Source organism: Actinomadura sp. BRA 177 (assembly GCF_013372625.1).
Taxonomy (GTDB): domain Bacteria; phylum Actinomycetota; class Actinomycetes; order Streptosporangiales; family Streptosporangiaceae; genus Spirillospora.
On the sequence record NZ_JABXFD010000735.1, the window covers coordinates 1 to 8,627 of the forward strand.

The following is an 8,627-nucleotide window of genomic DNA, read 5'->3' on the forward strand; positions in this document are numbered from 1 at the left end:
TCACGCGACATCTCCTCCAGGCCGGACACACCAAGATCACATCACAGCCCACCATCGATGATCAAAGCAACGGACCGTCACCCGAAGCAGCCGCCCATCACACTGCGCGTCTGACGTGAATGCTTACCGGTGAAGGTGCAACACCTGGGGGAGGAGCCGTTTCGCTGGCACCTGCGTATGCGCGGTGGCCAGGGACGAGGTTGATCGTGCAAGTCCCTCGATCGTCTCGTCGGTGGTGTCGCTGACGGTCAGCCATCGGGTCAAGCGGGAGATGTCGTCGGTAGCGGCCAGTTCTCCGGTCTGGGACGGGGCGGGCTTGGCGTCCGCTAGGGCAGCGGGCGGTGTCGCGGTGCGTGGTCGCGGCTGGGGGACGGAGACGGCTGACGCGCTGGGGTGTGCTCGTGGGGCGATGCCCAGAGTCATGCGGGCGGTGTCGGGCATGTGGAGGCCGTCGGCGATGCGCTCGAAGACTTCGAGAGTGGTGACCTGGCGGCCGCCCTTCTTCATGGTCTCGCTGACCTTGCCCTGCGTCATGCCGCACGCGATCGCGATTTGGGTCTGGCTGGCGCCGGTGTACTGGCGCAGGAGGTGGAAGACGGCGCGGATGTCTCGGGAGGTCAAGGCTTGGGTCATCTGCGGGCGTTGCCACAGTGAATCGGGGATGACGATCGGGTCTGACGCCCGTCCCGACATCGGGGTCTCCCTCCGCGTGACACGTCCTCACTGAGCGTATATCTCGTGGCGGGATATCGCCGGGGAATGGGTGCGGGCCGGGTTTTCGCAGATTTTGGACGACGTGACACAGCGGCAAGCAACGGTCAAGGCCGCTTCCGGCACTGCGGCGGTCGTGGGTCGAGGTTCGCTCATCCTCGGCGGGCGGTGCTGGTCGGGGTGCCGGTTGGTTCAGGGCCGGAGGTTGAGCGGGTGCCGTGTCGCTGGTGTGCGCCGACGCGTGAGGTGTGTGCGGCGTAGTTCGTCCCGGCTGCGGGATCGGCGGGTGTCGTGGCGGCTGTGGTGTGGTCGTGCTGGGCGGTACGGCTGTGCTTGGGGTGGTAGGTCGTCCCTGTGGCCGCTCGTTCCTGCCGGTCCCGCTCTATTCTTCTGGGAGTGGTGCCCGATGGGTGCATCGGTGAGGGCTCTGACCCCTGGTGGCGCGTGGCGTCCGGCGGCGTTGGGGCTGGTGGCGGAGTTGGAACGGCGCGGCCTGGTGGCCGAGGTGCGAGGAAGCGGTGTGGTGCGGGTGCACAACCCGGCGGGTGCGCCCGACGCCGACGACCCGCAGGGGCAGGTGTTCGCGCCGGGGCTGGGGCAGGAGGTGGTGTGCCGTCGCCGGGACGGGGTGCTCTGGTGGTGGTGGGTCTGGTCGGGACCGGCACGCCATTCTCCGCCGGAGTTGGAGCCGTTGTGCCCGGTCGCCGATGTTGTGACGGCGGTGACCCGGATCGTGCGGGTTGTCGCGGTGCCCTTCGCCGACTCGCCGGCCTCGTCGTCTCGGGCCTCCTCCGGCTCATCCGGTTCGTCGGATGGGTGCGAGTGATGGGGGTGCCGTGGGTGTCGGCGCCAGCCGAGCGGAATCGGCCGGTGGCAGCGCAGATTGAGCGGGAGTTCTCCGGGGTGGTGGTCTGGTACGGGCAGGCCACTGGCGCATGGTGGGCGATGGTCCGGGTTCACCGTGATGTGCGCTTGGTGGAGGCGCTTAATCCACGGGAGTTGCGCGACGCGATCGCCAACGCGCGGGGGTGGCCGTGGCCGAGGTGAACCGGACCGGCCACGACGGCGGGGTTACATCGGGTCGGGCACTCGGGGATCGGTCCTGAGTGCCCGATCTGGTGTCTGGGGTGCGGACGGTCGGTGACCTGGCTGGCCTACTGGTGAGGGCGGGCCGGGTCTCGGGCCTGCATACGGCAGCGAGCGTAATGGCGTGCATGAGCATGAGCGGGTGACGGCGGCCTGCCCGGTCGGGTGCCTGCAATCGTCGGCGCGTGTGGGGGGATGTACGACGGCTGCCGGCCTCGGGTTCGGCGGTGCCGAGCGTGACCTCGTCCGGGACGGGCCATCCGGCGGCGTCCTCGACCTTCCGCCGTAAGCGGGCCGCGTTCTCTGCATGCGCTCGGCTACGCGGTCGAACTGGGGGACCTGGCGGCGAACCCTCTCGATCGCGTGAAGGGGCGTCCGCCAAAGCAGGACCGAGGCCGTGATCGCCGCGTCGTCGTGAATCCGTCCCAAGCTCGGGAGTTGCTGACGGCGGTCTCTTCTACGTCGGCCGGTCGCGTGCCTCGGCGGCGGGCTTGCGGCGGCAGGATTGCGGACTTCCGGCAACCGGCTGGGGCCTGATCACGCTCAAGAAGACCTGGCCGCAGACGAACAAGCGACACACCGACTCGGGGCCGAAACCGCCGGGACGATGACCTCGTCCGGCCAGTCCCTATCCCGCTGAGCTGGTGGCGATCCTCCGTGAGCACCTCGACGCCTTCGGGACGGCAAAGGACGGGCGATTGTTCGTCACGAGTGGCGGCCGGTCGTCCTCCGGCTCGGCCTACGCGCAAGTCTGGAAGCAGGCTCGCGCCCTGGCGCTGACTCCCGATCAGGTCGACTCCCCGTTGGCCGCACGTCCGTATGACCTTCGGCATGCGGCGGTGTCGCTCTGGCTCAACGCGGGCGTCCATGCGTCTGAAGCGGCCGAACGCGCTGGCCACGGTGTGGATGTGATGTTGCGTGTCCACGCCAAGTGCATAGATGGGCAACGGGACGTCGCTAACCAGCGCATCGAGGACGCGTTGGCGCCATGATCAGCAACTGCGGGCTCCGGAGCGTTCCGGGGCTTCTCTTGTCTTGCGTGCTGACCTGGGCAAACGCGGCCCGAGTCATTCCGCTACGTCCCGGGAACAATGCCGCGCGGCTGTCTTCGGTGGCATCCGGCTGCGTCCGGCCGGACCGGTGCGAGAGACGTTCTCGCAGGTCAGAGTCTTTGATTGGCTGGTCAAGATGGCGCGCCCGGCAGGATTCGAACCCGCGACCGTCGGATTAGAAGTCCGATGCTCTGTCCAGCTGAGCTACGGGCGCCCGGCGCCCGGCGGGACGCCGGGACACAGTGTAAGGGGGCAGGTGCTCCAGCTCCACATCTATAGCGTCGTTACCACGGTTCAGTGGCCGTGGGGGGTGTTTGGGGATCTATCTTGGGGTGCTGTGGATGTTGAGGTGCCGCTCTCCGGTGGAGGCGTGTCGGAGGGCGTGGTGCGGGTCGGGGAGACGGTGCGGAGGCCGCTCGGGGCGCATAGTGCGGCCGTGCACGGGGTGTTGCGGCATCTGGAGGCTGTGGGGTTCGACGGGGCGCCGCGGGTGTTGGGCGTTGATGAGCGGGGGCGGGAGGTGCTCAGGTGGGTGCCTGGGGAGGTGCCGCACCGGCCGCTGGCGGCGTATGTCGTTTCGGAGGATGTGCTGCGGGGTGTCGGGCGGTTGCTGCGGAGCTACCACGATGCTGTGGCTTCCTATGGTGTGCCGGATGCTGGGTGGGATGGGGACGTCTCTAATCTGGATGGGGAGCCGGAGGTTGTTGGGCATTGTGACGTTACGCCGGAGAATGTTGTTTTTCGGGGTGGGGTGCCGGAGGCTTTGATCGATTTTGATTTGGCGCGGCCCACTACGCGGTTGTTTGACGTTGTTACCGCGTTGCGGCATTGGGGGCCTATTGAGGATCCGGCTGATCGGGATGCGTTGTTGTATCGGGCTGATGTCGGACGGAGGATCAAGGTCTTCTGTGATGCGTACGGGTTGGAGAGGGAACTGCGGCGGGATGTTCTGCCGGCGGCTCGGGTGAGGTTCGAGCGGTCTTATCGGGCGATGCGGGCGAGGTCGGAGCGTGGTGGGGGATGGGCGCGGATCTGGGACGGCGGTGCCGGGCCGCGAATTCGGCGGGCGCAGGACTGGCTGGAGAGGCACTGGGATGAGCTTGATGCGCGGCTCTGCTGAGGGGATCGTTGCCGGTGTCGTGCTCGATGCCCTTCTGGGAGATCCGATGCGGTGGCATCCGGTCGCAGGATTTGGGCGTGTCGCATCGGTTGCCGAAGGTCGTCTTTACGGGGACTCTCGGTGGCGCGGGGTTCTTTATGCAGGGCTGCTTGTCGGTTCTGCTGGTGCGGCCGGGGTGGTGATTGAGCGGGTCAGTCGGCGATTCGGGGTGCATGGGCTTGTCACTGCGGGGGTCACCTGGGCTGTGCTCGGGGGGACGTCGTTGGGACGTGAGGGGCTCACCATGGCGGGTTTGTTGGAGCAAGAGGATTTGGGTGCGGCGAGGGCGCGGCTGTCTCATTTGTGTGCACGGGATCCTGAGGGGATGGACGCGGCCGGATTGAGCAGGGCCGTTGTCGAGTCGGTCGCTGAGAATACTTCGGATGCTTCTGTGGCTCCGTTGGTGTGGGGGGCGGTGGCCGGCATTCCGGGGCTGTTGATGTATCGGGCCGTGAACACGCTCGATGCGATGGTCGGGTATCGGAGTCCGAGGTATGAGCGGTTCGGGTGGGCGTCGGCGAGGTTGGACGATATTGCCAACTGGGTTCCGGCTCGGGTGACCGCCGGGTTGGTCGTGTTGTGCGGAGGGTCTGAGGCTTACCGGGTTTTGCGGAGGGACGGGAAGAAGCATCCGAGTCCCAATGCGGGGCAGGTCGAGGCGGCTTTTGCGGGGGCGCTCGGCGTGCGGCTCGGCGGGGTCAATGCTTATGGGGGACGTGTTGAGCGGAGGCCCGAGATGGGAGACGGCAAGGCCCCCGAGGTGCGGGATATCAGGAGGGCCGTCCGGCTTTCCGCGGCGGTGACGTTCGCGGCAGCGGTCGTTATCGGGGTGCTGCGGTGAGCGGGCTGCTGGTGGCCGGCACGACGTCGGATGCCGGGAAGAGCGTCGTCACGGCGGGGTTGTGCCGGTGGCTGGCCAGGCAGGGAGTGAAGGTCGCGCCGTTCAAGGCACAGAACATGTCGCTGAATTCGATGGTGACGAGTGATGGGGCGGAGATCGGGCGGGCGCAGTACATGCAGGCCCAGGCGGCGGGCGTCGAGCCGCGTGCCGTGATGAATCCGGTGCTGCTGAAGCCGGGGAGCGATCGGCGCAGTCAGGTTGTTGTCCTGGGGCGGCCTGTCGCGGAGGTCGACGCGCTGGAGTACGGCAGGCACAAGGAGAAACTCAAGGCCGTCGTGCTCGAAAGCCTTGAGGAGTTGCGAGCCGAGTACGACGTTGTTGTCTGCGAGGGCGCGGGGAGCCCGGCTGAGATCAATCTGCGGGGCGGCGACATTGTGAACATGGGGCTGGCGCGGGCGGCCGACCTGCCGGTCGTGGTCGTCGGTGATATTGACCGCGGTGGTGTCTTCGCGTCCTTGTACGGGACGGTCGCGCTGCTGGAAGAAGCGGATCAGGCCCTTGTCGCGGGATTCATCATCAACAAGTTCCGGGGTGCGCACGAACTGCTGAAGCCGGGGCTGGAGCAGTTTGCGGCCCTTACTGGGCGACCGACACTGGGCGTGCTGCCCTGGAAACTCGGCCTGTATCTCGATTCTGAGGACACCCTGGCGCTGGATGCGCCGCGACCCGACGCCAAGGGCCCGTACGGGAAGGAGACGCTGCGGATCGCCGTCGTCCGGTTCCCGCGCATCTCGAATTTCACGGACATGGACGCCCTGGCATGCGAGCCGGGCGTCATCGTCCGGTACGCGGCCAGTGTCGGCGATCTGGCGGAGGCCGACCTCGTCGTCCTGCCGGGTACCAGGGCCACAGTGAGCGATCTGGAATGGCTGCGCGACAGGGGAATGGCCGACGAGATCGAGAAAAGGGCCACGGAAGGGCGACCTGTGCTCGGCATCTGCGGTGGCTACCAGATGCTCGCCGAGGAGATCGTTGACCACATTGAGTCCAAGGAAGGCACGGCAAAGGGCCTCGGCCTCCTGCCGGCGCGAGTCGAATTCGGGGAAGAGAAGATCCTCGGGCGCCCTACCGGCAAAGCCTACGGTGAGGACGTCCACGCCTATGAGATCCACCATGGCATCGTCACCGCACAGGGAGAGCCGTTCCTGGACGGTTGCCGAAAGGGTGCCGTCTGGGGCACGACCTGGCATGGCGCCATGGAGAATGACGGCTTCAGAAGGGCCTTCCTCAAGGACGTGGCCCAGCACGCCCAAAGGGATTTCACCCCCGCCCCCGACGTGTCGTTCCAAAAGCTGAGAGAAGCCACACTGGACGCGCTCGGTGATCTCGTCGAGGAGCATATGGACACCGACGCCCTGTGGCGGATCATCGACAAGGGCGCGCCCGGCGGGCTGCCCGTCGTCCCTCCCGGTGGCGCCCCGGAACCACCCGCCGCGGCGGTAGGGTGATCCATTCAGGCCGCACCAGGTGCCAGGAGGAACGTCCCGTGACCGACCCGCGGTCCAGTCTGATCGTCCCGCTGATGAAGGCGCGGGTGCCTGCGGAGATCCAGCTGGAGTTCCCGCTGCCCGCGGACGAGGAGCCGATCCGCGACCCGTTCGCCGGCGACCTCTACGTCACCTACGCGCTGGAGATCGCCGACGAGGGCGTCCCGTCCGGCCGCCGCCACGAGCATGTGGCGCGCCGGCACTGCGCCGAGCTGGGCGTGGTGCCCGGCGAGCTGCGCCGCCGCGCGGTGATCAACCTACGCGACCTGCGGCCGGAGCTGAGCCTCAGCTGGTACCCGGACGTCCGCGCCGTGACGGTGTCGCTCGGCGGGACGCCCGGCCGCGGCACCCTGGAGTCGGGCCTGCTGCTGGACGAGGGGTTCCTGGAGAAGCTGGCGCAGGACGTGGAGGGCGACCTCGTCGTGGCGGCGCCCGCGCGGGACGTGTTCGTGGCGTCCGGTACTGGCCATCCCGACGGCGTGGACAAGCTGCGCTGGGCGGTCGCGCAGGTGTGGGCCGAGGACCGTGACAACGCCGACCCCAGCTGGGACGTCCCGGCCGGGAGTCTCCTCACGCACGACCTGATGGTGCGCCGCGGCGGCGGCTGGGACGTGCTCTCCGCCTGAGCGTCACGACAGCTGCTTCATCTCCGGCCACAACTGCGCCCAGGAGGCCCGCTGCCCGCGGCAGACCCACACCGGTTTGCCCTGCTCCTGGTTGTCGAGGCCGACGCCATTGTCGATGCGCGCCACCGGACGCACGTCCGACCAGAACCGCCGTAGCCCGGCGCCGTCGGCGACGGTGTCGGGGCCGACCACGATGGTGGGGCCGCCCGTGTCCGGCGGACGCCCGAAGTACCAGTAGCCGTTGTGCCCGCTGTAGGCGCGGGGCAGGCCGAGACCCGGCCCGTACTTGTCGAGCGCCCCGGCCTCGCCGTAGTTGCCGACGACGATCGTCGCCGTCGATCGCTCGTCCGGCGGCAGCGCGCGGTAGACGGCCGCGACCTGCGCGGCGAACCGGGGCCAGCCGACCGTCTCGGCCGCGTCGGCGTTGATCACGGGCTGCGGCGTGTCGGCGAGCCACTTCACCGGGTAGACGGGCAGCGTCAGCAGGACGGTCGTGATCCCGGTGATCACGTACACCGGGGCGGACGTGAGCCAGCCGAAGCCGCGCGGCGCGCCGTTCCGCTCGATCTCCACGGCCCCGGCCGCCCAGAGCGCCGCCCACAGCCCGCTCAGGTAGTACGGCTTGCCGGCGGTGACCAGGAACAGGACGTTCAGCAGCAGGTACGCGTGCCCGAGGAACCGGAACGCGCGCAGGTCGTCCGACCGGTACGTTCGCCACAGCCCGTAGATCCACAGCCAGGACGTGAACACACCGGTCAGGATGAGCTGGAACGGGATAAATCCGGGCCGTCCGGCGAAGTCCCCCTTGTCGGCGATCGCGCCCGCCATGTCGAGTTGCGGCCAGCCGTGCCGCGCCTGCCACACCAGCCCTGGGACGACCGCCAGGACGACGACGAGGACGCCGGCGGCCAGCATCGGACGGCGCAGGAACTCCCGCGGCCCCGACGCCAGCAGCCCGATCACGAGCGCGACCAGCAGGAACGCCGCCAGATACTTCACGTTCAGTGCCAGTGCTGAGACGACGCCGACCGCGAGCAGCAGCCGCTGGTCGCGGGTCCGCACCCACCGGACGACCAGCCACACGATCGTCGTCGACAGCAGCAGATCGAGCGTCGCCGTGTAGAACGTGTGCCCGACCGCGACGGCGAACGGGCACACGGCGTAGGACACGGCCGTCAGCAGCTGCGCCCGCCGTCCGCCGCCCATCTCCCGCGCCGTGAGCGCGGCGACCACCACACCGGCCGCGGAGAACAGGGCGGCCGGGACGCGCAGCGCGACGAGCGAGTCGCCGAACACCGCCGTGACCGCCCGCGCGATCAGCGGCATCAGCGGCGGCTGGTCGGGATAACCCCAGGCCAGATGCCGTCCGGCCACCCGGAAGTACAGCTCGTCGCGGTGGTAGCCGTACCGCGCGGAGAGCGCGAGCAGCAGTACCCCCAGTACACCGGCCACCACCAGCACCGGCCGCCACGCCACCACCGGCGCATCGGACGAGGTCTCAACGGGCCGCGACGCCTCGGACGCAGGGGCGCTCATGATCCAGACTTTAGGCAGAGATACTGGTCCAAGCATGTCCCTTATACCCATCTGACGCTGCCGACGACA

General features: G+C 68.5%; 8 protein-coding genes and 1 tRNA gene. 6 read left to right on the top strand and 3 right to left on the bottom strand.

The genetic code is table 11. From position 1 onward, the window contains the following. Window positions 1-123: 123 nt before the first annotated feature. Window positions 124-621 (bottom strand): helix-turn-helix domain-containing protein, encoded by a 498-nt coding sequence (locus HUX53_RS39685; RefSeq protein ID WP_255206060.1) that lies wholly within the window; start codon window positions 619-621, stop codon window positions 124-126. Window positions 622-1,129: 508 nt separating this feature from the next. Here HUX53_RS39685 and HUX53_RS39690 point away from each other — a divergent pair. Next, window positions 1,130-1,537, top strand: coding sequence for a hypothetical protein (locus HUX53_RS39690; RefSeq protein ID WP_176408406.1), 408 nt, complete (start codon window positions 1,130-1,132; stop codon window positions 1,535-1,537). Between the two features lie 904 nt (window positions 1,538-2,441). Beyond that, a complete protein-coding gene (locus HUX53_RS40505) occupies window positions 2,442-2,789 on the top strand; it encodes a hypothetical protein (RefSeq protein ID WP_217920451.1) in 348 nt (115 codons plus the stop codon). Window positions 2,790-2,986: 197 nt separating this feature from the next. On the opposite strand, the gene HUX53_RS39700 is transcribed toward HUX53_RS40505, so the two are convergent. Beyond that, window positions 2,987-3,063 (bottom strand) — tRNA-Arg (locus HUX53_RS39700). A 123-nt stretch (window positions 3,064-3,186) separates the two neighbouring features. On the opposite strand from HUX53_RS39700, the gene HUX53_RS39705 reads away from it, so the two are divergent. From HUX53_RS39705 to HUX53_RS39720, 4 genes are read left to right on the top strand one after another with little or no spacing between them, the layout of a single operon-like run. Beyond that, window positions 3,187-3,969: an aminoglycoside phosphotransferase family protein gene (locus tag HUX53_RS39705; protein WP_176408407.1), complete on the top strand. Its 783-nt coding sequence runs from the start codon at window positions 3,187-3,189 to the stop codon at window positions 3,967-3,969. Then, a complete protein-coding gene (locus tag HUX53_RS39710; RefSeq protein ID WP_217920452.1) occupies window positions 3,953-4,849 on the top strand; it encodes a cobalamin biosynthesis protein in 897 nt (298 codons plus the stop codon). The genes HUX53_RS39705 and HUX53_RS39710 overlap by 17 nt, the downstream gene beginning before the upstream one ends. Continuing rightward, window positions 4,846-6,357 carry a cobyric acid synthase gene (locus tag HUX53_RS39715; RefSeq protein WP_176408409.1) on the top strand — a complete coding sequence of 504 codons (1,512 nt, stop codon included), beginning with the start codon at window positions 4,846-4,848 and terminating at the stop codon, window positions 6,355-6,357. Before HUX53_RS39710 ends, HUX53_RS39715 begins: the two co-directional genes overlap by 4 nt. A gap of 38 nt (window positions 6,358-6,395) precedes the next feature. Then, window positions 6,396-7,022, top strand: coding sequence for a DUF1444 domain-containing protein (locus HUX53_RS39720; RefSeq protein ID WP_309237650.1), 627 nt, complete (start codon window positions 6,396-6,398; stop codon window positions 7,020-7,022). A gap of 3 nt (window positions 7,023-7,025) precedes the next feature. Here the strand turns inward: HUX53_RS39720 and HUX53_RS39725 are convergent, their stop codons facing one another. Beyond that, window positions 7,026-8,558 carry a glycosyltransferase family 39 protein gene (locus HUX53_RS39725; RefSeq protein WP_176408410.1) on the bottom strand — a complete coding sequence of 511 codons (1,533 nt, stop codon included), beginning with the start codon at window positions 8,556-8,558 and terminating at the stop codon, window positions 7,026-7,028. Window positions 8,559-8,627 lie beyond the last annotated feature (69 nt).

What these genes read in the sequence shown, in the direction of transcription:
- HUX53_RS39725 (WP_176408410.1), bottom strand. Translation starts at nt 8,558, where the DNA reads ATGAGCGCCCCTGCGTCCGAGGCGTCGCGGCCCGTTGAGACCTCGTCC.
- HUX53_RS39710 (WP_217920452.1), top strand. Translation starts at nt 3,953, where the DNA reads ATGCGCGGCTCTGCTGAGGGGATCGTTGCCGGTGTCGTGCTCGATGCC.